Here is a 23,357-nt window from a genome sequence, read left to right as displayed (position 1 = left end):
GCATCGTTGATTAGCCGATATGGGAACTGAAGTGTTGAATTCTCCAACGGAAAGGCGCTCAGGTTCCTTTCACATCAGCCGCAGCCAATTGGTTTTGTACGCGCTTATCTACTTGTTTTTCGTGGTTTACGGGAGCTTGGTACCGCTGGAGTTTCGATACCGACCGCTGGCTGAGGCGTGGGCTACATTCCGCGACATCAGTAGTATGAGTCTTTCCTTCAGCTCACGCACAGACTGGCTAGTTAATATCGCTCTGTTTATTCCTCTTGCATTTTTACTGACTGGCGCATTAGGGATGCATACACACAGGGTGATTACAGCCACGGTGGTTGTGTGTGGTGTGCTTGCCATTTGCCTGGGATTAAGCGTCGCGATTGAGTTTACCCAATTGTTCTTTCCACGCACATCCTCACTGAACGATATCGTCGCGCAAACCATCGGAGCAGGGCTGGGCATAGCAGCATGGATAGCATTCGGGCCACGGCTGTTAGCCTGGTTTATCAGCTGGCGCAGTGCTCACGCCCCGCTGGACATATGGAAACGATTACTTTATTCGTACCTATTCATATTGTTCGGCTACAGTCTGTTGCCCTTGGATCTTACTATCAGCCCGATTGAGATTTTGCACAAGTGGCGTGAAGGGCGGGTGATATTACTTCCTTTTTCTTTTGCTTTTGCAGATCCCGTGGAAGCAATATTCGCCTTGGTCGTGGATACAATAGTATGGATGCCTGCCGCATTCTTGTGGTACCTCGCGTTTCCGCAGAGTTGGATGCGCACCTGGTTGTCATTGGTCGGAACCGCAGCAGTGCTCGAGTTTCTGCAGCTTTTCGTATATAGCCGGGTAAGCGATATGACCGATATATTAACCGCAGCAATCGGCGCGGCGATAGGGATTTCGCTAACGGGACGAGTGTCCAGGATCGGCGTAAGGAAAGAAATGCAGCCTCTATTCCATCCTTCATGGATGTGGCTTTTGTTAGCGTTGGTGTGGTTATTTGTGCTAGCCGCGATATTTCTCTACCCGTTTGATTTTCGGTGGGATCAGGAGTTCCTAGCGGAGCGTTTGCAAGGCGCTCGCAAAGTACCCTTCGAAGTATATTACTTTGGTACAGAATACCGCGCAGCGACCGAATTGATGCATAAGACAGGATTCTTCTTGCCTTTGGGCGCGCTATTGGCATTGGCAGTAATGCCGATCCAGGATTACGTGTGGAGACGATATGCAGGTGCGGCGGTGATAGCCGCGATCGGTCTCGCGGCATTCGGTATTGAAGCAGGACAGTTGTTCATACCCGGCAAGAATGTGGACGTAACAGATTGGGTACTTGAGGTATTGGGAGGTAGTATTGGTTTCGCCATAATTCGATATGTGTACCCGCTTCTGTCTCATACTGACCGTAAGACTATAGCGTCGCCACCGCGCGTGCTGAACGCGATGAACGCGAATCTAGCACCCCGCCGCAAGCAGCAGGATATCAGCACACTCTTTACAATCCGCTGGCTTTCAGCCAGCCTTCGCCCCAAGGGGTGGGGAATTGAACCTGCAGAGATTAATAGCACCGGAGGGGATAGCGCTCGACAGCAATCGTGGCGAGCGCTCGTCGTACTGGGGACGGGGATTGGAATATTGGCAGTGGCCGTTTGGCTCGTTACGCGCTCGAATCTGATGCCTTATAACGTCCGCGAACTGATTGACGAACGCCATCCCTTTCTGTCATCAATATTGCTTGCCGGTTCAATTTACTGGATGATGGGTTTTCCGGTGTTGATTGTACGATTGTTAGCCCGAGGTGAGCTTTATCTGCTCAGCTTGCCGCTCCTTGCTCTAATACATGGACTGGTCGCGTGGCTACTCCTTCGGTTTGCGGTACCAATCGAGAGTATTCATGACATTGTCGGGTCTCCGGTTCTGGATTGGCCTTGGGAATGGGAAATGCTCGGCCGCTTTCTGGCACTATTCAGCTGCTGGACAGTAGCAGCCACTGTTGGCGGAATAATCGCCGCATGGCGCGTCTTGCCGGGTAATAGATGTTCATTGTTAGGATGGACAATTGGCGCCTGCCTACTTATTCCGTTTTCATACTACTTCGTGGTAGAGGCAGCTGCCACCGACAACCTGGTCGAGCTGATAGCCGGCAATGGCAGTGTCGGGTCGTTTCTCCTGATCACTCTGGCCGTCGCATTAATAAATTTCGCTGGAACGAAAGCTGCTTTGGCGTTGATGCAGACTTCCACCCATTGGATGGGAGCGATGACATGGATGCTTGTGTCAGGAATTCTCTCATACCTTGCCCTTTATCTCGGCTTGGAGCAGGTTATCATCAAGTACGGGCGGGTTTTTTCCGCAATGCAGTTTCTGCTTAGCAGTGACCGTGCACAGCTTGCGGGTCCAGGTGAGTTGTTGCTCCGATACGCCGTGGTGTATGTAGGCATAGTCGTAGCAATGGCGTTTGTGCAGAACCCGATATGGCAATGGCTTACCCAGCTATTGTCTCGAGCGAGGAGGATCAGTGGAATCACTCCTGCGGACAACCGCTCAGCTTGAACTCCCTGCCCCGCCCCCATTCCGGAGCGAACTGCTCACGTCTGGCAAAGTTGAGGAGCGTAGATTCTTAATGAGCCGCAGTGGCGAGATGGGCCTGTGCATCGCTATCATTTTGAAGCGAGGATTGCACGGAGATGAAGTTACAATCAAGCGACTGCGTGTTGAGATCGACCCGCAACCCGTTACCCGGTGAGGATGGGATAAAATTCAGGCTTTCAAGCACTTGCTGTGCAGGAATATTGCGCCCCGTGGGTTTGAAATTAACCCACAAACTCTGTGGCTTTTGCGTACGCGGCTTGTTCACCAGATAATTGAAGAAAGCCTGCTCGATGAATCTCCCTTGCACCCGGCAGGATAGCATGAAGTCTTCGACGCGTATCTCGCTCTCCTCGACCCGGACGATGCAAAATCCAACGACACCATAAGAACCGTAGTTATCCGTGCAACGCAATACATATTTTTCTATTTCCTGGTTCGCCAGAATAGGCAGGATCTCGCTCCTCTGATACTTGCGCCCCGAGAAATTCAGTTGATTCGTGCGCTGCACGAGTTCGGACACACGCTCCAGATCGTCCTCCGTATAAAGATCGACGAAGAGCTTTATTTCGCATGCTGCCAGGAATCCGAGATAATCTGAACCAAACTGGGTCGCACTTTTCCTGCGCACGAATTCTTCGCGATAAAACTGGCTGCGCTTCCTCGCATCCTCATTGGTGGACCCCTGATAGCGCGGATTCGAGAAAAGATCGGCGATTTTCTCTGCGTTCACGCAGGTGACACCCTTCAAGGCCCGTGATACTTCTTCCAGTTCGAATGGATTGTCGTCGATGAAAGCAAAGGTATCGAGTCCTATATTGAGTTGCTCCGCTATTGCCTTGATATTTTCGCTCTTGGGAAGCCAGTTGATCTGGGGATACAGAAAGTAATCCGCTATGCTTAACTCTTTCAGCCGCCGCCACGCACTAGGTTCGTCATTCTTGCTTGCGATACTGAGCAGGATTCCCCGTTCGTTGAAGAAGCGCAGCAACTCGGGCACCTTTGACCGCAAACCAACCTCTTCATTCTCCAGCAATATCCCATCCCACATGGTATTGTCGAGATCCCACACTACGCACTTGATTTTTGGTTGACTGGAACTCTCTACTTTTACCGTTTCAGAGCGAACAACAAAATCAGCAGTGAGAAACACGAGGCGTGCAGAGCCTTCCCCATCGGGGATAATGGCGATGTCAAACGGAAGTCCGCATTCCGTAATTCTCGAGAATTGCTCGCGCTGGAACTCATGCCGCGAATAGCCGGTCGGCAATATCACCGAAGCCCGGAACGGAGGAGGAAGCTGGCCCGAAGAAAGCTTGCTCACTCCGCTTGCAACTGACATGCTCAATTGAATCCGTACCGAAATATCCGCTGGGTTGTAGACTTCCAGCAGGAAGAGATCCGGCTGCTGCCTGGAATTTGGATCATTCTTTCGATGCAGCCAGCGGCCGAAGCGTTCGAGAAGCGCTTGCTCCAGGTAGGACCAGCGAGCGTCACCTGTGACTCGGTGGACAAAGGCACCAACAGCGTTGAGCAGCGGTGCCGACAAACCGACTATGCGTTCAGTCCACAGGGTTATAGCGGACGGCAGCAGCAAAGTATTGCCTCGAGCCTCGATTTTGCCCCATTTCTTGAATGAAATCTCCGCGCCATAGCCACGCGCTGATGGAAAACGAGGATTGCGATACATCCCGTATGTCAGGCGGCGGCACCGCGTATCGGGCCGGCTTTGATAAAGATCGCAACTCGTAAAACAACTCGGAGCTGCGCATTCCACACAATGCTCACCCCACATAAGCAGCGACATTTTTTCGATATCGCGAACCGCTTTGTAAGACGATTGAGGAGCCAGCTCGCGATCCTCGTGCAACTGCTTTTCGTATTTATCGAATTCGAACATGACGCAGGTTTACCAAATCATCCGGTACGTCGCCGAGGAATGCGAAATCATTTCCGGCGGCAAATGAATGATTTTCCCAAGGGCGCGTATGCCATGTAAGGAATGAAGGATATGTCCCTTTCCTTCTGCAAAAAATCCGAAAGGGCTTTCTGCTCGCCCTGTTCCGGATCGGCTTTATAGTTATAAAAGTCGTCGAAACAGACGATGGAGCCATTTACAAGGTACGACTGGATAAAATCGAGTACCTCGACCGTGGAATCATAAAGATCGCAATCGATATAAACGATTGCAGCTTTGCGTCCCCTGAGCCGCTGATGCGCAGCGTCATTTAGGCTCTCGCTGTAAAAACCTTCAACCAGCTCGTACTCGCAAGAGTGAACTCCCCGTGATTTTAGAATCGACTCGAATTCGGGACGACTGCAGGTAAACTGCCCTTTATACCAGATGTTATCGGCATGAGCTCCCGTATCAGGCAAACCCTGAAAGGAGTCAAAACCCCATAATTTCATGTCGTGCCTGCGATAACGATGCTTCATCCTGTGCGCGTACCCGAATGTCTTTCCTTTCCATAACCCAAATTCGAGGTAATCACCGTGAACTTCATTGATCTTGATGAATTCAAATGCCTGGCTCAACATTCCAAGCTCGGTCATACGGTTGTCAGATCGGTGATCCAGCACTTCCATTATGCGAGCGAACCACTCCATGTCTATAATTTTTTTTACAACGTTTCTTATCATAATCTGAATAACTTCGATTTATAACGCCAACTTCAGATCACCGAATAGGGCATGCTCGACACGAGTCCTACCCACTTTGCTCGGAAGAAGGCCCGTTTCGTTGGAGATGAATATTCTTCTGTCATTATGAGCAAGGCTGATATTCGCGATATTTTTTATAAACGCTTGAGTATATGAAAGGACATGTCCGGTTACAAAAACTTACCTTCCTGATCGTATCAGTCGTTTTAGGGACGCCTTGATACCTAGTCGTTCCAACCTATCACCTGTAAATTTACTGAGACTGTCGACTGCTCTTTGCATCTGGAGCAGGCACATGTTGTGCAGGGTGTCCCGGACAAAAAAAACATTGGCACACTGAACACTGCCAGTGGCAAACAGCTTTTTATGCTCTGACTGCCCCTCGGTGAAATCAAAAAAGCGGAAAATTTTTTCTTCGAACAGATACTCCAGGGCAAACCATTGCAGAACAGTGCCTACAGAAAAATTCATATAATCTGGATCATATCCGAGATATGCGTAGAGTACGATTCCATTTGATATCGGGCAGTAAAGATATGAGACGGCCCTATCCTGATGGAAAAGAAGGAACGCGCGAACGCGATCCTGTTGAGCCAGCCGTTCCATTTCCTTGCAGAATTCTTCGGAATCAGGCAGCCCCGCATCAAGCAATCTTTCCTGGTAGGTTGTCCTGGATACAGTGCGGGCCAGCCGAAAGAATTCGGTCATTTCGCCAGGAGACCTGTAGACTCTCCAAGAGAGGCTGCCACCGCAATGCTCTGTGTACTTCCGTATTTTGCGGCTGATAGTCGAGCGTGTCTTGGAGGAAAACTTCCCTTTGTATTCCGCGAACGACTGCTGCATATCGATGTAATAGCGGGGATACTGGGCAGGTACATAACACAAATAGGTCCCCTGCCGCCGTAACACGGGTTGCGATCGAGCAATGCGCAGCGACCGTAGCAGGAAGCCTTGGCTTCCTACTTGTAAAGGATCAGCGGGCGCTGTCGGCTCAGCTACAGGAGGTGCTTCATCGTCAAGTCCCACTTCCCGCACTTGCAACCATAACCTTGGGGCTAGCAAGGTCTTGTCACCGAGTTGGATCTTTATCGGCACCTGTTGACAGTGCCATATCTGATTCAACGAAGCCTCCTGAGCAAACCCTGTTCGAGGATTCTGAATCCTGTTTTCCAAACTGGGGAAGTAAGTGGAGCGGGTTGCAGGGGAACAGACACAGGCATCAGGCCATGAAAACCACGTACGCGAAAACAATCCCGATGCCGGTCAAGGAAAGAGCAAAGTTTATGAAAACGCTCTATTACAATTTCGTCCGGACGGTCCATCGCCGGGTTGAGCAATTCGAAATTGTGCGACAGGATAACAAAAGCTTTCCGTCCGGACTCCAGCGACTGCCAGAGAAGGCCCTCCATCTCCTGATATGAACATGCAGTCAACTGGGCATGCCGCAATCCGCCCAAGCCCCCGTCAAAAACGGTCATCGGATATTCGTACACCCCTTCGCATTCGATAGGCTCCACCAGCGGCATTTCAGGACTAACATCGCTATCCTGTCCGAGCATGCTCGCGTTGTAACTGCTATCGAACGTAATGTGGTTTGCATTCAATGCGCGCAATGTATCCCGGTTGAAGCCAAAACCTCCCGCACGAAACGCGTTTACACGCGGCGCTCCTGCTGACTCGATCAACTGCACTCCTGCCTGTATCAGGATTGTTTGTTCTTCCAGTGAAAAATAGCGCAGATACTGTCTTTTGCGGCTCACATTGTCGAGCAATGGCTGGTTTGATTCATCTACCCATTCGGTATGGAGATGCAGCTGTATCTCATGACCTTCTTCCCGAATGAGGCCAAGAATTTCCACCAGCGGTTCAGTGCCAAACCGCGTCGAGAACAGGGGTTCAACAAAAAATACCCCGGTCAATCCGTAGTCCCGCAACTGGCGCAACTGGTACGGCAGGCCATAATCCCCTTTACGGGTAGGACCATAGATATATCTCCGGAACGCTCCCGGGAATTTGGCGTCGAGGTCCTCCCAGCCATTGCACCATACCTCGACGTCAACAGTAAGGAATACATCCAGCATCGGACCACTCGCGGAATTTAACAGCTATCGAATATCGAACAAGCAGACCAGGATGAGCCATCGGGCGAGAGAATAGGAACGCTTGCCTGTCACAGGGTTTCTCCTTCTGCCCCGATCTGCCCGCAAATCTCGGTTCCGCCAACCTGCTCACGCAAAATGAACCAGCCTCAGCCCTTCCCTGGAAGCGTGCACTTGCTCAGCATTAAGCACGTGGCGCAGAAACGATTCAAACATCAACAACGACCATAGGGAAGCGCTATAGTCGCGCCGCCCCGACTGGTGCTGGTCCAACATTTCTCTTAGAAATGCACGACTGAAGAACCCCGTATCCGCCAGAACGGGTCCGAGCAGCGCATCATTTATCCGCTGGCGCAGGGGGCCGCGAAACCAGCTTGCGAGCGGAACCGAGAATCCCATCTTGTCGCGATAAAGAATGTCGTCTGACAGGTAGGGTTCCAGAGCTTTCTTGAATACATATTTGCCTTCATGCCCGCGCAGTTTGATGGATGCGGGAAGCCCCGATATCCATTCGACCAGCTCGTGATCCAGCAGAGGCACGCGTACTTCCAGGGAATGCGCCATGCTTGCACGATCTACCTTGGTAAGAATATCCCCCACCAGGTATGTTTTCATATCCAGGTATTGAACACGGGAAAGAGGATCTGCCACCGGACATTTATCCGCATGCCTGCGCAGGATCTCCACTGCTCCATACCCCTGAAGCTCACGCTTGAAGGATTCGCTGAACAACCGGCGCCTCATGCCGTCTTTCATGATCGAAACACTGTGAAAATAGCCTTCCACGGAATCTCTCGCGAGAGCTTCAAGGGTGGATTTTGCACGCAAAACTTTCGGCGCCCAATCCGCTTTGGGATACAGGTTCCCGAGCAGGCCGAACAGGGGTTTGCGAAGCCCCAACGGCAGAGCGGATCGCATTCTCTCCTCATAGAGGTGCCAGCGGTAACGACGATAGCCCGCAAGATTTTCATCACCCCCATCCCCTGATAAAACAACAGTGACCCGCTTCCTGGCCAGTTGACAAACCCGGTAGGTAGGCATGGCCGAACTATCCGCGAAGGGCTCGTCATACAGTGAAGCCAACCGGTCTATCAGGTCAAAATCGTCCTGGTCAACCTGACCTACCTGATGATGCGTATGATAGTGGTCCGCCACCTTTTGCGCATATTGAGATTCGTTGAAAGCAGGATCGCCAAAAGAAATGGAGCAGGTATTGACGGGATCATTCATGAGACCCGCCATCATTGCCACCACCGCGCTCGAATCCACGCCCCCGGACAGAAAAGCCCCCAAGGGCACTTCGGTCATCAGATGTACGCTCACCGACTCACGCAGCCGAGCAATCAGCTCTTCCCGAGCTTCCTCCAGACTCAGGGGAGGATGCATCGTAAACGGAACATCCCAGTAGGATTGAGGCTGAGATACGGTTCTTGCCCGGCTGATCTTCAGAGTGTGCGCTGGTGGAAGCTTATATGCTTGCTTGAATATGGTTTTTGGTTCCGGCACATACCCATAGGCAAAATAATCTTCAATGGCATGAACGTCCATATCCCGGATAAAGCCAGGATGGGCAAGAATTCCCTTGAGTTCTGATGCAAAAACGAAGGTGCCATCATCAAGCAGGCTGTAGTAGAGCGGCTTGATGCCAAGCCGGTCTCGCGCGAGAAACAGGGTCTCCTGATTCCGGTCCCACAAGGCGAAGGCGAACATGCCGCGGAAGCGATTCACGCAGCGTTCACCCCACTCTTCCCAGGCATGAACAATGACCTCGGTATCACAATGTGTCCGGAAGGTGTGACCCCGGCTGGAAAGTTCTTTGGCAAGCATCTCGAAGTTATAGATTTCGCCGTTGAAAACCACCACCACGCTACCATCTTCATTGAAAAGCGGCTGCTGGCCACTGGAAACATCCATAATCGAAAGACGGCGATGCCCAAAACCCAGCCCCGGTTCGATGTGAACTTCTCCTTCATCCGGACCGCGGTGTACCTGAACCTGATTCATTCCCAGAAGCAGTTGCCGGTCGATTGGCCTTTTGCCGCGAGTATCGAACAGACCCACAATTCCGCACATGTTATTTTTCCTTCCGCCTGTTATGCCCGACGTAACACTTTGTCATAGACTTCAAGATATCCGGACATCATGGCTTCTATACTGAACCTTGTCTCGACCTGCCTTCGGGCGGCGCGGCCGTGTTCTCCCAACAGCTCCGGATTTCTGTAATATTCCTGCATGGCTCCTGCCAGCGCAGTTGCCGATCCTGGCGGGACCAGCATTCCTGTCATGCCTTCCTCAACCAGTTCCGCATTTCCTCCCACCCGGCTCGCGACGACAGGCAAACCTGTCGACATAGCTTCGAGAATGGTATTGGAAATGCCCTCTCCGAGCGAAGGAAGCACAAACAGATCCATGCTGCGCATGAGCTCAGGGATATCGTCCCGTTCACCAGGAAACCAGGCAAGTCCTTCGACTCCCGCTTCACGTACCTTTTCAATACACCGCTGCCGGGTACTTCCCGCCCCGACAATCAATAACCGAAGCCTTTCGTGAGCAGCTGGCATTTCCTTCAGCAAAAGTAAAAATGCTTCTATCAGGCCGAGGTAATTCTTCACCTCTGCCATGCGTCCAACGCTGCCAATGACAAATGTATCTTCCCTGAAAAATCCCGCGACCGCTCCCTGAACCATATTGTTCTCCCAGCGTGTGCTTTTACGCGGATAAAAGCGTCGGCTGTCTACGCCATTGTAAATTTGATTGATGCGATGCGGCGCTGCCCGTACCGTATCGACAAGCCAGCTTTCGAGATCCCTGCTGACAGTAATGAAGTGGTCTACAAACGGACGAATGGCTTTTCTCAACAAATTATATTTGCAGTTTTTGCCATGCAGATCGAACATATCCCGCCCATGTTCGCCATGCACCCTTGCCCGTGCTCCCGCAAGGGCTGCAATCACCTGGCCTTCCATGGCGGCCAGATTACGCGTATGTACGATATCGGGCTTCAAGCGCCTGAGTGCCCTGAAAAGATCGATATAAAGCTTGAAATCGTGTCCATCGCGCTTGTTTAACGCGATAACCTCCACGTCCTCGCTGACAATCCTGCTCCTGAAGTCCGAATACCCCTTCAGGCAAACTATGGCATGCCGGTAGCGATCCGCCGGAATATGATTGATGAGATTGACCACGCCATTTTCCAGTCCTCCCACCCCCAGATGATAAATCACGTGAACAATGAGAGGGGGCTGCTTGACGTGTTCCGCCGGATTCAGGCGTAGCCGGTTGCTAGCGATTTGCTGCATTTCGAAGCGCACCCGTTATTGCGGGCGCAGTATCCGTAATAAAATCCTGGAGCACTGAGGCCGCTTCATCGACGCTATCTTCGTATCGTGTTGCCACGATGATCTCAACCGCATCGTCACCTCTCCCCAGCAGCTTGTTTCTAGCCAGCATAAGCTTGGCCCAATACGGATTTGCGGTTTCCTCACCCCCTATCCAATACCACCTCCATGCAAGCAGTGATATTGAAGGAGAGTGCAATCGGTTCTGTTTGACGATTTCTTCCTGCGAATCAAGGGAAATCGTACGCATATCTTCACCGGCGTCATGCCATTTTGATCCCTTTTCTGGCACAAGAACATTTTCGGAATTGATCAATTCAATACCCTGCTTCTGGTCACGGTAATAACTGATGTAAAGATCCACCGATCGTCCGTTATTCCGGTAATTTCCCAGGAACTGCGCAGTCGAACCCGTATATATTGGTTTCCAGTCTGAAAGGAGTTCGGGACTAGCTTGCCATTTGCCGGAGGCATCTAAGACATGGATTTCCACTTCTTCCGTACCGTAGGAAACCTTCCTTTCCAGCCACTCCGCGTATATCGGCCAGATGACGGCTATGGATAAAACCGCGCCCGCGGTGATTGTTGTCCTTAAAGTGGAATCGCCCTCTGGATTGCGGTTATTTCCCGTCGAGACCTGCGCTGTGAAGCGGGCGCTATCAAACCTGTTCTCATCTTCACGCCAGAAAGATCCGATCCAGAATAGTATCAACATCACAAAGCCAAAGAATATCCATCCGTAAATCAGGTGGTCGATGCCCACAGCGAGCTGCATATCGCTTAGGTGGCCGGTCATTACAATCAGATAGGCGCGGATACCGTTGGCAAGAATCGGCACGATCAGAGACAGGGCAATAAATATCAACCGACGGGTGAGGCTCCGATAGGTCAGGTATGCGTAGAGGGTTCCCAGCGTAAAGGATGCAATCAGGTAGCGCAGACCGCTGCAGGCTTCAACCACGGACCAGTTGCCGCTGGGAATGGTAAAAAAACTGCCTTCGCGATAGACAGGAATTCCTGTCACCTGAAGCGCTGTTACGGTAAAGTCCGCAGTAAAGTTTATCAGCGGCGGTATGAATGCGTCGCCAAAAGGTACGGCGAGCAGGAGGTAGGCTAATGGAAAGGCCAGTGCCCATGCTATCTGATTTCCCAGGATTGCCCAGACTGCGGCGGAAATCATCGCTATCACCATGAATTGCGTAAATACCTGGACACTCGCCAGTGTTCCCAGAAGCCAGCTGAAACCGAGAATCGCAAGCACGAAAAGAACTTTGGGGTTGGGGCGAGCAAAAAGGGTGCCGAGATGCTTGCGCTGCCCCCAGATCAGGTAAGCGCTGAACGGAAAGATCAGAAACCCATGAGCAAACGTATCCGATCTGCTCCAAATGGAAATCATGGACCAGGTGGTTTCATGATAAGCAATGAGAATCGCCACAATGACACCGAGCGCAAGCAGAGCGCCTGCTTTCGACCCCTCATGCTCCAGTGTCAATGAGGGTCCGGGGGCGACATCTTGGCGGACTGGGGTATTCATATGCATCGTTCCACTCGAAATTCTCTCGGGCAATAGTAGTACAAGGAATTCTGCCTAAACTGCCTGAGGTTGTGACAGGAGTCTGTCGATACGTCCCAAGCCGTTTTTCCAGCTGTAGTCTTCCAGCACGCGCATCCTGGCAGCTCGACAAATTCCAGGATGCGCGCTGTTCTGGAGAAAGGAGATAACTCGACGGGCAAAGTCTTGTTCATCAAGAGCAACCACCAGTTCCTCCTCCCTTCGTGCGTGAATGCCTTCCGCAGCTGACGGAGAGGCTATCACGATTTTCTCCATGGCCATTGCCTCCAGGATCTTGTTTTGTATTCCACGCGCAATGCGCAATGGCGCGACCACCAGCGAGGCGTGCGCCAAATAGGGCCGCACATCGGGCACAGATCCTGTTACCCTGATGCCGGGAAATGCTGCGAGAGCCGCTACGGCACTGGACGGACGCGTCCCGACGATATAGAACTCGACTTCCGGCAGTTTCGCACGGATCGCCGGAAAAACAGATCGTGCAAACCAGGCGACTGCGTCAATATTGGCCCGATAATCCATTGCGCCAGTAAAAACAAGAATGTGCTTCCCCTGAGGATAAGGATTGAGATAGATATTTTGCGGCGAGAAATAATTGGCATCGACGCCATTATTGAAATGGGTCACTTTTGCCGCAGCTTCGGGTAGCAATTGATGGAACAGGCCCGCTTCTGTCTCGGAGACGAAAGTGGCGCTGTCGAACGTGCGTGCGACCTCTTTTTCATAGCCCAGCAGCAGTCGGGATTCTCTTCGGTACATCCAGTTCATCGGCCAGCCTGCTGACCTCGAATATTGCATCCACTTGTCCGAATCGATATCGACAAAATCGATAATCCGGCGGATATGGCTAACACGGCTTACATATTGCGCCATTCCGGAAGAAAAGATCAGGATATTCTCAATGGGTCTCGTGTCAAGGACGCGATTTACCCATGCTTGCAACCTCGAATTCCAATAGTAGGGAAGAGTAAGGGGTTTCCTGCAAAGCAGTCCTGAGAGGCTTCGCACCCTGGCCATCCCTGGATGAAGATTGACGAAACAGGTTTCCCCGCAGAGGTTTCTTACTTTCTCGATATATTTCCGGTCTCCTTCATCATCGATAAAGGTACCGAGATGGACGCGATGGTGTTGTGCCAGGTGTTCCAGCAGATGATAGGACCGGATCTTGTCTCCCTTATTCGGGGGATAAGGAATTCGATGAACCAGATAAAGCAATTCCCGCATGAATCTAGCCCAGATTTCTTACGATGTGCGGACCAATGAGGTTTGCCAGCCCCAGTGGCAGTTTCTGCCAGGCTTTGATGAAGAGCTGATACTTGGGATTGAGGGGATTATGATCCGGTACTTCCTTTGCCTGATAGAGTTGATACTCATAGTGCAAGGGCTGCGGTTCAAATCCCCAGTTCTTCTTGAAATCGAAAGAGCCTGATCCGCGTTTGCTGCGGCCGAAATCAAAAACCTTGTACCCCTTTTCGCACGCTCGGCGCATCAGTTCCCAATACATGAAATCATTTCCCGCCACCTCGCGCGCTTCCCCGGTACCGCCTCCATAGTAGGGCAAGACTTCGTCCCGAAAATAAAAGCTCATCACCGCGGAGATGGTGCGGTTATCCTTTACGATTATCATCAGTTCGCAATCTTCCGCAAACACTTCTTTGAGCAGACGGAAATACTTCCTCGAAAAAACCGGGGTACCAAGGCGATGCACGCTGGTCGAATAAGCTGAAAAAAAGCGTTCTATATCCTGATCAACGACACTTTCCAGTTCTGCCTTGATACCTTTTCGCACCATTGCCCGCTGCTTGCGTGGAATGGCGCTCATGTTCTGTTCAACTTCGGACGCTATCTCCTTGCGAAAGGTGACATAAAGGTCCTTTCCATGCCAGTCAGGGTGATGTGGTTTCAGATTCCTGTATTCGAGATAGTCTACCTGCAACTCCTGGGCCAGCTTCTGGGCGGACTGGTCAAGCGCATACCGGGCAGCTTGCGAATTGGCAGCAATTCCCCCATATACGCAGAAGGGCAGAGAGCTCAGTGAATGACCAAACAAGCGGCTATTGATCTCCACCAGGGGAAGCACTCCCTGAATTTCCCCTCCGGATTCGGCGTAAAGGAACCAGGTTTTATGACCAAAAGCGCGTTCAATGACAGTTTGCCAACCTGCCCGGTGAAAGAAGGTCGCTTCCCGACAGCACGATACGAAATCATCCCATCGCTTAACTTTCCCCCCGGAAAGCAGGTTTACCGACAAAGCGTCAGTTGGGTGCGGAGACTCAAAATTCACATTTGCAACTGAATACGCTGGGGAACTCATGCATCTTCCAGAAAAATTCTATCCATCCGATCCCATCTGAAGTCGCGAACTAACGCTCTGAGCCGGTCTTCCATCCGATGGAGGTTGTGATAGTGGCGAAAGCGCGTTTTCATGCTAATCCCCTTCTGGCGTGGTTGCTGATGGTCTATTTCCCATGGATGGAAATAGAAGATTGCAGGACGCTCCTCGAAACGATTCAACCTCTGCAGAAACCAGCGGGAGACAGGGTAAGGCCATAACCGGAAGTAGCCTCCGCCACCCGCTGGGAGATTTCTCTGGAACACTCGTATCGTTGTAATCGGGATTTCCAGCAGCATGTTGCTGCGGGGGTAATAGGCGAACCGCGGAGCATCGGGAACTCCATAGTGATCATGGCGGATCGGATAGATGCTGGAACTGTAACGGTAGCCCGCATCTCCGAGCAGATCCAGAGCCCATTCATTCTGACGTCCTATGGAGAAACTCGGCGCCCGATAACCGAGTACGGGTTGCCCGGCAATATCTTCCAGGAGTGCCTTGCTGCGGACGATATCCTCTCTGAATTCGTCAGCGTCCAGCTCCCAAACCCGCTGATGACCCCACCCGTGACTCGCAACCTCATGGCCCTCTGCAACCAGCCGCCTCACCATAGCGGGATAACGCTCCGCAATCCAGCCCAGGGTAAAGAACGTTGCTTTTACCCCTCTCTCGTCCAGCAATGAAAGAATGCGATCGATATTATTTTCTACACGGCAGGAGATGGAATTCCATGAATCTCTCGGAATATGAGCTGCAAAGGCGGAAACCTGGAAATAATCCTCCACGTCGATCGTCATTGCATTTCGAATGAGGTCAGGATTCATTTGAAAAATCTCGTATAACTCGAATAGCAATAACTGTGCCGAACGCGCCGCATCCTCGTAATCTCGCCCTCATGCTCATCGGCATTTCTTGATCGACTATGTTGGATCGTGCATAGGGGGCGCATAGGGCAGATGTGCCTCTAGCGGAGCCGCTTGTTCACGTCAGCCAGCGAGAGTACCTGTTTGAGCAGGCCCATCAGGGAAACAACAGTTTCCTCCAGCTTGGCAACCCGGTTGCTCATCTCCTCGAGGTCGGTAACGAACTGCTCTTCCTTCAAGGAGGAAGTTTTATCTCCCGAGAATGGTTCGGTCTCGACTTCAACCGCATCAAACTCCTGCTGGATATCCCGGATCACCTCGTTCACTTCAGATACTCCGAAATGCTGCAGCTTTTCGAGATAGCCCATCAACAGGAGGCGATCGCACAACGCATTGATCCTCCTTGGAATACCCCCGGTATAGTGATATATGGCGTCAAAAGCATCCTCATCAAACCCGGGATTTCCGCTCCAGCCCACAGTCTTCAATCTGTGCTCAATATAGGATTTCGTTTCCGCCAGGTCCATGGGGCCAAGGTGATAGGTTGCAGTGATTCTTTGCCGTAACTGCCGCATATCATTACCAAGGAGGGTTTTCCTGAACTCTGGCTGCCCGAGAAGAAATGTTTGCAACAGAGACTTGTTATCTCCCTGAAAATTGGAAAGCATCCTCAGTTCTTCCACAGTATGGGGGGAGAGATTTTGCGCCTCGTCCACCACTAAAAGCGCGCGCTTACCCTGCTGCTCGCACTGTCGAAAGAATTTTTCGAGTGCGATGAGCACAGGTGTCTTCCCCGGGTTCCCCTGCGTCAACGGCAACCCAAACGCCGCCGCGACCATCCTCAATGTGTCATCAGAATCCAGGCTGGTATTGACAATTTGAGCAGCAACGATCTTTTCCGGCTCCAGTTGTCGAAACAGATTACGGACCAGCGTGGTTTTCCCCGCGCCCACTTCTCCCGTAACGACAATGAATCCCTCCGCTTGCGCCAACCCATATTCAAGGTAGGCCATTGCGCGGTTATGTCCTTTGCTGCCGAAAAAGAAATTTGGATCCGGACTCAGCTGAAATGGCTTGGCTTTGAAGCCATAGAATGATGTATACACTTCTTATTCTATTCTGCTAGAAACTCATGTTCACAGAGGCTATTACTGCATTCTCACGATAATGTCCTGCCTGATTGGAATCTCTCTCATTGCGCCGGTATTCAATCGCGCCATTCAAATTGGGCAATATCTGTGGAAATTGTCTCGACACCCCCACTCGGACAAGTCGGAGGTCGTCTTCTCTACCCGTACCAAGAAAACTGAATCGCGTGTATGCGAAACTGAGATTAGCTCTTGTAAGCTGGGAAAACCTGTAACTCCATAGCGCATTTCCTCCAGTTTGGCGCGTGTGCCTCAGTAAGGCTGCATTTGCTGCTCCGATCAAGTCGGTGTCTACATCATCTGGTGAGTAGGCCTGACGTGTCATATCGAACCCCGTCAACACAAGTGTATTTCTGACCCCATTCAAGGCAACAGACGCCTGCAGCCGTTTCTGCAGAAAGAGCCGGTTTGTAAAAAAATTGGTAGGACTTAGAAAAGAACCAGAGAAATTGGGACCTAGTAAGATGTCGGTATTTTGTTGAATAGTTTCCGGAGGAAGATTGGGAAATTGCGCTCCAATCAGCTGGTTTAGCGAGTCCGTAATGCCCGTGCCACCAAGCATGGACTGCTGGTTGAAGGTAGTAATATCTTGGGTATAGCTGAAATTCCATGTTGTGAGGCGGGTCCGATGGCGGGCTTGGGCAAAATAAGTATCTCCGAAGAATCTTTTTCCGGCGTTCGCCACTATGTTTGTTCTTTCGCTTGGCATCCATTCAAAACCTGCCGTCCAGGTAGGGCTGGAAGGACTTCCCCGGATTGATAGAAAACTGTTCCTTTCGTAACCACCTGTCGCTGTCAGCCCGAACCTTGGGGTAAACATGTAACGAAGACTGCCGATAGAACGCTCCAGTTCTACTGTTCGACCCGTTTGGTCGAAATGAATCATGGTGTTACTGTAGCTCAAACCCCAGTGAAACTTGCCGAAATCGGTGCCGCTATTCACGCGAGCAGAAAAGCTGTCGGCCTGGCTGTTTCGAAGCAAGTTTGCGTTTGAACTGACTATGTTGTGGGCATAGCGTAATTCAGTTGAAGCAAAATTCTTGAAACGGTGGCGGATGTAGGGACTGACATTAAATGTTCTGACATCAGCCCTGTTGCCTGTGACATTCACATTATCGATTGCCTGAGGACCGGACAACGAGATATTCTGCTGGGAGATTGCGGCCATCCCATCCACGAAAAAAAAATCTTCCATCAGCTCGGCAGTTCCCCTGGCATTCAACTGATGCCTGATCCTCGTCAGATTGGAGTGTTCCGCATAGATGAGGTTGTTCATCGTATAATTTGTATTCAGCTTGAATCGCGGCCCTATGCCGGTCAGTAAAATACCTGGATTAATTTGAGTGATAAAATCACTCCCCCCCGAGCCCAATCTCAGATTATCAGTATAGGTTTCTCTCAAGCTCATACGGGGAACAACAGTCCATTCCGCCGCACAGGAAGATGGCAGAAAAGAAGAAAATAGCAGCAGAGCCAAGGCCGTCGAGAGAGCGAACTGGAATAATGAGTCCCCCGAACGCTTAATCTCAGGCACTTTCATGGTAATAGTAGCCGTAGTATTCGCCGCCAGAGAATATTCTAGTCTTGTTGTAGATCAGGTTCACGACGTCACACGACTCAATTTGTCGCAGTGTTTCTCTGACGGCCTGCTGAGAGGTGGTTTCCGCCTCGACTACCAGGACAATCTGCCCCATCTGGGTTGCCAGTACACGCGCCTCGCTTGTCAGCAATAAGGGCGGGGAATCAAAAATAACGACACGATCAGCATAACGCTCTGCAAGCTCCTTCAATAACTCACCCATATTCCGACTCGCGAGAAGTTCTGTGGAGTGTGAATGCCGCCTTCCTGCGGTAAGGAGCGTGAGTTTCTCGATATCAGTCTTGATCAGGACATCCGACAGGCTAAGATCTTCATCCACGAGAATATCCAGCAAGCCCCTTTCTGTTCCTACACCCAGGATTTTTGGGATCGAGGGCCGCGCAACGTCCGCGTCAACCAGCAAAACTGTGCGGTCCATTTCCATCGCAATGCTCATTGCGAGGTTGACAGTGCAAAAACTTTTTCCTTCGCCAGCAAGTGCGCTGGTAACCATGATGAGATTGCCATTCTTGATCATGCCCGGCCCTTTATTGAAGGCATTGGTCAGCAACGGCCGCTTGATCACGCGAAACTGCTCCGCTATTTGGGTTCTTCCCTGATCGGGGGTGACGATACCATACTGACGCATTTTGACCAGGTCAAGGTTTACCCGATTTTGTGTGATAAACGTATTTGGTGGAACTTTTTGTTCAACCTCTTTTGTCTCGGTAACACCGCTACTGAGCTTCTGATCAGGATTTACCGAAACCGATGGAGGTACTTGTGCGCTCGCCAGTACCCCTTTTTCCAATTTGCCTACAGCCTTTTCAATTATGCTCACATGCTCTCCCGTTCTGTTCCGAGATCCCCTGCGCTCTGGTTTTATAGAATTACTGCACCTAACCGGGGAATTGTGACAGGAATGGTGGTTAAAGAGATATTAATTAAATGATTCTGCCACACTGCTGAATTCTGGAATTGATTCAGTCGCCGGCCTGAAGTATTAATGAAAAAAATTGGGCTGGAGCCATACAAACTTCATCAAAATAGATTTTAAGGCAACAATCAGAGATATGAGGACCTTGCGCCGGAACAGGTTTCCGTCATCAAAACTTCCAGCACCGACTCGATGGCTTTCAGAGTACGAATCACGCCATCTTCAGCATAAGAGCCCCGTACAAGCCTAACAGGGAGAGCAGGGATAACCCGAACGCATAGAGACGCTTTCTGCGCTTTACCTTTTCCGCATCTGTCCAGATCATCGGAATTGAACCCAGTATCGGCTTGCCCGAAATTTCCCGCAGACTGATCTGGCTGTGGAAGGTGGGCCGAACCTGACTGATAACGAAGGCTATACCAATCCCTGCGAGCAAAGAGCCGAGGAAAACAATGGAAAAAAATTTCCCACGGTCCGGGCCAACGGGTCTATCAGAAACTGTCGGGGGATCAATGACACGGAATGACACCAGATCTGTGGTGGAACCCAGATCTCCCGAGATTTTGGCCGATTCCCGCCGCTCAAGAAGTTTCTCGTAATTCGCCTTGTTTACCTGGTAATCGCGGTTGAGCTGGGCAAGCTCGGCTTCAACCTGTGGCACAGCGTTGCTCAAGGACTTCAGGCGCTCGTAGCGGGCAGTGTACTCTTCTACCCGAGCGTTCATGGATGCTACGTCGGCTTCCGCATCCGCCAGCGCTACATTGAGTTGCTGCAGCATCGGGCTATAGTTTCTGCCCGGATCCGAGCTATTCCTCGTCAGCTTAGACTCTTCGATCTTGCGCTCCTCAAGCTGGGCAATGAGGCGTTTCGCTGCAATAATATCCGGGTGCAACTCTGTATAGTTCATTCTGAGCGCATCAAGGTTCTTGCTCAACGCTTGGATTCGAGAATCGAGTTCCACATTAACTATCGATGAGGCTGCCCCCTCCTCCCCCTGATCCACGAGGAGAACCGGTTCATCACCCGTGATCTGACGTTTGATCGCGTCCCTCGCCTGCTGCGCCTCGCGCAGTTCCAGCTTGGTTTTATTGAGATCTTCTATCGCCTGGGACAGTTGTGAATAATAATCGTTGCCTTGTTGCGGCATCATTCCGATGTTCTTCTGTTTGAATGCCTTGAGATTATTTTCCCCTGTAATCAACTTCTCCTCATAAGATTTAATCTGCTCATCAATGAAGCGAATAGCCGATGAAGAATCCTGGGTCTTGTTTCCAAGCCCTCCTTCAACAAAAAGCGTCAGTAAAGATTGGACAATGTCTTTGGCAAGTTTAGGGTTCTGATTACTGTAGGCAATAGTAAAAAGATTATCTCGCCCCGTGGTCCCCAGCTTGATCTTATCCATGAGCTCCTTCACGAGCCTGTCCTGATCCTTGCTGTCTTTTGTCTTGATATCGAGATCCACCATGCGAATGACTCTTTCCACGTTCGGGCGACTGATCAGAGTACGGCTCATGATGGAAACTTGCTGCTGCAGATCAGGCGACACTGTCATGCCCTGCAACAGGGGCTTCAACACATTTTGCGTGTCGACATAGATTCTGGCGGAAGCCTGGTAATCATCGGGGAGTTTATAGACAATGATCCAACCGGCGACTGCGACGGTCCAGGCTACAGCCACAGCGATCCAGCGATACTTCCATACCCCTTTCAGATAAACCAGCAGCTGGGTTGTCAACTCCTCCATATTGTCAAACGGTCCTTAGAAATGCGGTCAATGATGGGGAGGGTGAACGCACTCCCGTTGTCTTGGAATAGTTTCTAACCAGGATTCTCGTTATCCCGGGTATTACGTCTCGCTGCTTCATGGAGTGGTGAAAAATAGATGGAGAGCTTATCGAATAGGGCGGATGTCTTGTCTCATGGTAGCCGAGGGAGGAATAGAAGTCCGGGTGGAATAAGACGCTATTTCTATCCCTGTTCCTGGAATGATTTTTTTCATTTCAACTTATCCGGTAATGAAAACCTTATACCTTATCGGAATGCCGTTACAGGAGGATTAAGTCGTCACAGTGGAATTTCACAGATCAGAAATAACTTTCCGGTATGACAAGTACATCTCCCTGCTTCATGGGTACGTTGGCCGTCACATCCCCATCCCGGATCAGATCGTCCAACCGCACGCTGAACTGATGCTGCTTCCCGTCCACGTTACGTACTATCCTGGCGCGATTACCTGCGGCAAAGTCAGTAATACCACCTACCGCAATCAGGACATCCATCAGCGTCATTTCCTCCCGATAGGGCAATGCCTGAGGCTCGGCTGCTTCCCCTATCACCCGGATCTGCTCGGAGTATGGGCCTATAAATTCTGTCACCACAACGGTGACGACCGGCTGCTGGATGTACTTCGACAATGCCTCCTCGATATCTCGCGCAAGCTGCGTCGAGGTCTTTCCGCTTGCCGGCAGATCCTCTACCAGGGGGGTGGTAATCTTGCCATCGGGTCGAACGGGCACTGCCATGGAAACTTCAGGGTTACGCCAGACAATGATATCGACATTATCTCCCGGACCGATCAGGTAATCGTGTGCAATGGGTTTCTCATCTGGATTCAGGGATGGATATGTTTTGCAACCCCCAAGGGAAAAAAGGGGAAGTACAACAGCAAAACAAGAGAACCATGTCACGGTACGGATACGAAGGGCGTTCACTGAATTTCCTTTTTTGTTGATTAGAAAATGCCTGAGTCGGAGAGGATTATTGACCTTAATGTAAAATAAAGATGCTATAAGTCAATACACCTGTCAAGACAGTATTCATGTGCCCGCAAACAGCAATATAACTCTGCATCGTACCGTATTTCAGCAAGGCCGGGGTTTGGAAGAATACCCGCAATATCGGTGGCCGACGACCCAAGCTTCTCGATTCAGCCGTTGCAACATTCCTCCGGTTCATCCATACGCTCGAACATGTCGCGCATTCTATCAACTTGAGGAGCGGGAGCGAATTGGACTTTAGTACACCCTTACGGCACAGTATGTTAAGTTCCGTACAAAACGCAAATTATTTTTTCGGGATCGACGCATCTTCGATAAAAAGCGACAGAGGGCGCTCCTGCTGATGCAACGCCCAGCGTACGTGTTCGCGTATCAGAGACGAAGCGTCATCCAGGCGCGCCCGCAATGCCTGAATGACAGGCTGGGAGAATGGCGCATTCCCCAGGCCGACAGCCAGGTTACGCAGCCATTGCTCATGTCCGATGCGCCGAATCGGACTTCCGGCAAGCCGTGCCTCAAACTCCTCTCTGCTCCACTCGAACAATTCGATCAGAGACGCGCTATCCAGGCCGTTTCGCACGGAAAAATCATCTTCATTGGTAATTGCCGCAAATTTATTCCAGGGGCAGACGAGCTGGCAATCATCGCAACCATATACCCGATTACCGATCAAAGGCCGCAAGGGTTCGGGAATACTGCCCTTATGTTCGATAGTAAGATAAGAAATGCAACGTCGCGCATCCACTCGATAGGGCGCCATGATCGCTTGCGTCGGGCAGATATCGATGCACCTCGTGCAACTCCCGCAGTAATTGCCTATGGGGTTGTCCAGGGGCAGTGGCAGATCCGTAAACAATTCGCCCAGAAAGAACAGGGATCCCGCGTCACGGGAAAGCAGCAGAGTATGCTTTCCGCGCCAGCCAAGGCCCGATTTTTGCGCCCATTCAACTTCCATTACCGGCGCGCTGTCGCTGAATACACGGTAATTCAGGTGTCCTGTTTCCGCTTCGATTTTTTCCGCAAGTTTTTGCAAGCGTCCGCGCAGTACCTTATGGTAATCCCGACCCAGAGCATAGCGCGATATGAACGCGCTAGTGCCATCCTGGATGACCTGCCAGCTGTCCTTTGCGACCGGTGTATAATTCATGCGCACGGAGATCACTCGCAGCGTCCCGGGAACGAGTTCGGCAGGACGAGTACGCCGGGTGCCGTGCCGTGCCATATAATCCATCTCCCCGTGACAACCCTGGTCCAGCCATTCGAACAGGCCTGTCTCCGCCTGCCTCATGTCCGCACTTGCATCGGCAATGGAAACCTTCTGAAAACCGAGCTTCTTCCCCCATTCCTTGATGAATCTGGCGAGTTGCGGAAGATCGACAGTAGAGTCAGGAAGATCTTGCAAAGGTTCCGGGGATAGTTCGGTGGATGAGTCTTTACGCATATTCATATCCTGCCGGGCTCTGATATTC

The 23,357-nt window shown here is 51.1% G+C and carries 17 protein-coding genes; 1 reads left to right on the top strand and 16 read right to left on the bottom strand.

The window, feature by feature from the left end; genetic code table 11:
* The first annotated feature begins 19 nt into the window (after positions 1–19).
* Positions 20–2,548 carry a VanZ family protein gene (locus tag AC52W5_RS02910; protein WP_495669909.1) on the top strand — a complete coding sequence of 843 codons (2,529 nt, stop codon included), beginning with the start codon at positions 20–22 and terminating at the stop codon, positions 2,546–2,548.
* Positions 2,549–2,615: 67 nt separating this feature from the next.
* Here AC52W5_RS02910 and AC52W5_RS02905 read toward each other — a convergent pair whose 3' ends face one another.
* The 16 genes from AC52W5_RS02905 to queG form a co-directional block, all read right to left on the bottom strand.
* Positions 2,616–4,484 (bottom strand): HAD-IIIC family phosphatase, encoded by a 1,869-nt coding sequence (locus AC52W5_RS02905; RefSeq protein ID WP_495669908.1) that lies wholly within the window; start codon positions 4,482–4,484, stop codon positions 2,616–2,618.
* A 47-nt stretch (positions 4,485–4,531) separates the two neighbouring features.
* The gene (locus AC52W5_RS02900) at positions 4,532–5,224 is read right to left on the bottom strand and encodes a TylF/MycF/NovP-related O-methyltransferase (protein WP_112892547.1); all 693 of its coding nucleotides are present in this window, start codon (positions 5,222–5,224) and stop codon (positions 4,532–4,534) included.
* Between the two features lie 201 nt (positions 5,225–5,425).
* Positions 5,426–6,367 (bottom strand): GNAT family N-acetyltransferase, encoded by a 942-nt coding sequence (locus AC52W5_RS02895; protein WP_495669907.1) that lies wholly within the window; start codon positions 6,365–6,367, stop codon positions 5,426–5,428.
* Complete coding sequence (locus AC52W5_RS02890; protein WP_495669906.1) at positions 6,364–7,326, bottom strand: polysaccharide deacetylase family protein; 963 nt, start codon at positions 7,324–7,326, stop codon at positions 6,364–6,366. The genes AC52W5_RS02895 and AC52W5_RS02890 overlap by 4 nt, the downstream gene beginning before the upstream one ends.
* Positions 7,327–7,473: 147 nt before the next feature.
* The gene (locus AC52W5_RS02885; protein WP_495669905.1) at positions 7,474–9,417 is read right to left on the bottom strand and encodes an XrtA/PEP-CTERM system amidotransferase; all 1,944 of its coding nucleotides are present in this window, start codon (positions 9,415–9,417) and stop codon (positions 7,474–7,476) included.
* Between the two features lie 20 nt (positions 9,418–9,437).
* Positions 9,438–10,643, bottom strand: coding sequence for a TIGR03088 family PEP-CTERM/XrtA system glycosyltransferase (locus AC52W5_RS02880; RefSeq protein WP_495669904.1), 1,206 nt, complete (start codon positions 10,641–10,643; stop codon positions 9,438–9,440).
* On the bottom strand, positions 10,627–12,216 hold the full coding sequence (gene xrtA / locus AC52W5_RS02875) for an exosortase A (RefSeq protein WP_495669903.1): 1,590 nt from the start codon (positions 12,214–12,216) through the stop codon (positions 10,627–10,629). Before xrtA ends, AC52W5_RS02880 begins: the two co-directional genes overlap by 17 nt.
* Before the next feature lie 54 nt (positions 12,217–12,270).
* Positions 12,271–13,476, bottom strand: coding sequence for a TIGR03087 family PEP-CTERM/XrtA system glycosyltransferase (locus tag AC52W5_RS02870; RefSeq protein WP_495669902.1), 1,206 nt, complete (start codon positions 13,474–13,476; stop codon positions 12,271–12,273).
* A gap of 4 nt (positions 13,477–13,480) precedes the next feature.
* The gene (locus AC52W5_RS02865) at positions 13,481–14,566 is read right to left on the bottom strand and encodes a FemAB family XrtA/PEP-CTERM system-associated protein (protein WP_495669901.1); all 1,086 of its coding nucleotides are present in this window, start codon (positions 14,564–14,566) and stop codon (positions 13,481–13,483) included.
* On the bottom strand, positions 14,563–15,408 hold the full coding sequence (locus AC52W5_RS02860; protein WP_495669900.1) for an XrtA system polysaccharide deacetylase: 846 nt from the start codon (positions 15,406–15,408) through the stop codon (positions 14,563–14,565). Before AC52W5_RS02860 ends, AC52W5_RS02865 begins: the two co-directional genes overlap by 4 nt.
* A gap of 140 nt (positions 15,409–15,548) precedes the next feature.
* Complete coding sequence (locus AC52W5_RS02855; RefSeq protein WP_495669899.1) at positions 15,549–16,553, bottom strand: XrtA/PEP-CTERM system-associated ATPase; 1,005 nt, start codon at positions 16,551–16,553, stop codon at positions 15,549–15,551.
* A gap of 16 nt (positions 16,554–16,569) precedes the next feature.
* Positions 16,570–18,135, bottom strand: coding sequence for a TIGR03016 family PEP-CTERM system-associated outer membrane protein (locus AC52W5_RS02850; protein WP_495669898.1), 1,566 nt, complete (start codon positions 18,133–18,135; stop codon positions 16,570–16,572).
* Positions 18,122–19,015 carry an XrtA-associated tyrosine autokinase gene (locus AC52W5_RS02845; RefSeq protein WP_495669897.1) on the bottom strand — a complete coding sequence of 298 codons (894 nt, stop codon included), beginning with the start codon at positions 19,013–19,015 and terminating at the stop codon, positions 18,122–18,124. The genes AC52W5_RS02850 and AC52W5_RS02845 overlap by 14 nt, the downstream gene beginning before the upstream one ends.
* Before the next feature lie 307 nt (positions 19,016–19,322).
* A complete protein-coding gene (locus tag AC52W5_RS02840) occupies positions 19,323–20,855 on the bottom strand; it encodes an XrtA system polysaccharide chain length determinant (protein ID WP_495669896.1) in 1,533 nt (510 codons plus the stop codon).
* Positions 20,856–21,195: 340 nt separating this feature from the next.
* Positions 21,196–21,822 (bottom strand): XrtA/PEP-CTERM system exopolysaccharide export protein, encoded by a 627-nt coding sequence (locus AC52W5_RS02835; RefSeq protein WP_495669895.1) that lies wholly within the window; start codon positions 21,820–21,822, stop codon positions 21,196–21,198.
* Between the two features lie 352 nt (positions 21,823–22,174).
* Entirely contained in the window at positions 22,175–23,329 is a 1,155-nt protein-coding gene (gene queG / locus AC52W5_RS02830; protein ID WP_495669894.1) for a tRNA epoxyqueuosine(34) reductase QueG, read from the bottom strand.
* Positions 23,330–23,357: the final 28 nt, after the last annotated feature.

This window comes from Nitrosospira sp. CT (assembly GCF_059489795.1).
This window is presented reverse-complemented; position numbering and strand designations above follow the sequence as displayed.

Bases quoted from the DNA above. Each gene is read 5' to 3' on its own strand.
- AC52W5_RS02910 (WP_495669909.1), top strand. From the start codon at position 20: ATGGGAACTGAAGTGTTGAATTCTCCAACGGAAAGGCGCTCAGGTTCC.
- AC52W5_RS02905 (WP_495669908.1), bottom strand. From the start codon at position 4,484: ATGTTCGAATTCGATAAATACGAAAAGCAGTTGCACGAGGATCGCGAG.
- AC52W5_RS02900 (WP_112892547.1), bottom strand. From the start codon at position 5,224: ATGATAAGAAACGTTGTAAAAAAAATTATAGACATGGAGTGGTTCGCT.
- AC52W5_RS02890 (WP_495669906.1), bottom strand. From the start codon at position 7,326: ATGCTGGATGTATTCCTTACTGTTGACGTCGAGGTATGGTGCAATGGC.
- AC52W5_RS02885 (WP_495669905.1), bottom strand. From the start codon at position 9,417: ATGTGCGGAATTGTGGGTCTGTTCGATACTCGCGGCAAAAGGCCAATC.
- AC52W5_RS02880 (WP_495669904.1), bottom strand. From the start codon at position 10,643: ATGCAGCAAATCGCTAGCAACCGGCTACGCCTGAATCCGGCGGAACAC.
- xrtA (WP_495669903.1), bottom strand. From the start codon at position 12,216: ATGAATACCCCAGTCCGCCAAGATGTCGCCCCCGGACCCTCATTGACA.
- AC52W5_RS02870 (WP_495669902.1), bottom strand. From the start codon at position 13,476: ATGCGGGAATTGCTTTATCTGGTTCATCGAATTCCTTATCCCCCGAAT.
- AC52W5_RS02865 (WP_495669901.1), bottom strand. From the start codon at position 14,566: ATGAGTTCCCCAGCGTATTCAGTTGCAAATGTGAATTTTGAGTCTCCG.
- AC52W5_RS02860 (WP_495669900.1), bottom strand. From the start codon at position 15,408: ATGAATCCTGACCTCATTCGAAATGCAATGACGATCGACGTGGAGGAT.
- AC52W5_RS02850 (WP_495669898.1), bottom strand. From the start codon at position 18,135: ATGAAAGTGCCTGAGATTAAGCGTTCGGGGGACTCATTATTCCAGTTC.
- AC52W5_RS02840 (WP_495669896.1), bottom strand. From the start codon at position 20,855: ATGGAGGAGTTGACAACCCAGCTGCTGGTTTATCTGAAAGGGGTATGG.
- queG (WP_495669894.1), bottom strand. From the start codon at position 23,329: ATGCGTAAAGACTCATCCACCGAACTATCCCCGGAACCTTTGCAAGAT.